The organism is Lentzea indica, from assembly GCF_012184385.1.
GTDB lineage: Bacteria > Actinomycetota > Actinomycetes > Mycobacteriales > Pseudonocardiaceae > Lentzea > Lentzea indica.
The window spans coordinates 1-1,460 of record NZ_VSRL01000540.1 but is presented as its reverse complement, the minus strand read 5'-3'; the positions used below and the strand labels follow the sequence as shown (position 1 = coordinate 1,460).

General features: G+C 72.5%; 1 protein-coding gene. It reads left to right on the top strand.

Annotated elements, in window-relative coordinates; genetic code table 11:
- Nucleotides 1-1,347 (top strand): amidase family protein (locus FXN61_RS49405; RefSeq protein ID WP_167980635.1); only part of this gene is annotated, 1,347 nt, incomplete at its 5' end.
- Between the last annotated feature and the right edge of the window lie 113 nt (nucleotides 1,348-1,460).

Sequence of the window (1,460 nt, the reverse complement as noted above, 5' to 3'; positions counted from 1 at the left end):
CCAGAACGCCCGTACGGCGCCGTCCGCAACGCCTGGGACCCGGCCAGGATCTCCGGGGGTTCGTCCGCTGGCTCCGCGGTCGCCGTCGCGCTGGGCATCGTCGACGCCGCGCTGGGCACCGACACCGCGGGTTCCGGACGTGTCCCTGCCGCGCTCAACGGCGTCGTCGGGGTGAAGCCGACGAAGGGGCTCGTCCCCATCACCGGAGTCGTTCCCGCGTGCTACTCCTTGGACTGCGTCACGGTTTTCGCCCGCGACCTCGCTCTGGGGCGGTTGGTCGCCGAGCTCATGTCCGGACCAGACGCCGCGGATCCGTTGTCCCGCGACCCGCGGGCGGACGTGGTGCTGCCGCCGCGGCCGCGGGTCGCCGTGCCCACGGGAGAGCACCTGGGGGAGATGGCGCCCGGCTGGCGCGAGGCCTTCACGGCCGCCACGGCGAGCCTGCGCGCCACCGGGGTGGAGATCGTCGAGGTCGACATCGCACCGCTCCTGGATGCCGCGCGGATGCTCTACGGAGGAGCGTTCGTCGCTGAACGCTACGCCGCCGTCGGCGCCCACATCGAGTCCCACCGCGACCGGATCGGCTCCGATCTCGACCCCACCGTGGCCGCGATCATCCTCGCGGGAGCGGCGCCCTCGGCCGCGCAGTGGGCCTCCGACACCGCCACGCTCGCCCGCCTCGGCGCGGCGGGACGAGCCCTGCTCGCCGGTTGCGACGCGCTGCTGACCCCAACGACCACCTGCCACCCCACCCTCGACGAGGTGGCCGCGGACCCGATCGGCGTCAACAGCCGGTTGGGCCGCTTCACCAACTTCGCCAACCTGCTCGACCTCGCCTCGCTCGCGGTGCCGGCGGGGTTCGTCGACGGCCTGCCCTTCGGGGTGATGTTCACCGGTCCCGCGTTCAGCGACCGCGCGCTGGCCGATCTCGCGAGGAGACTGCTCACACCCTCCATCGACTTCTTCGTCGCCGGCGCGCACCTCAGCGGCCAGCCGCTGAACAAGGAACTGGTGCAGGCAGGTGGCTCCATGGTCCGGCCGGAGCGGACCGCGGCCGTGTACCGGTTGCGAGCACTGGCCACGACACCACCCAAGCCCGGCCTGGTCCGGGTGCCGCAAGGCGGTGCCTCGATCGAAGGCGAGGTCTGGCGGCTCCCGGCGGCGGGGTTCGGCACCTTCGTCGCCGCCGTGCCGGCACCGATGGTCATCGGCACCGTCGAACTCTCCGGCGGCGAGGCCGTCCCGGGCTTCCTCGCCGAACCGTGGGCTCTCGAGGGCGCCGACGACATCACCTCGTTCGGGGGATGGCGGGGCTACCTCGCGCACACCGGCCAAAGAGGACAATGAGGCGTTGACTTCTACCCTGCCCTGAAGGACAGGGATTCCCACCCGCCGTGCGGCGGGTAGCGCTTACGCGCTGGGCCTCGCGGCGCGGGTTTCCTGTTTCACTGCCGATCGCG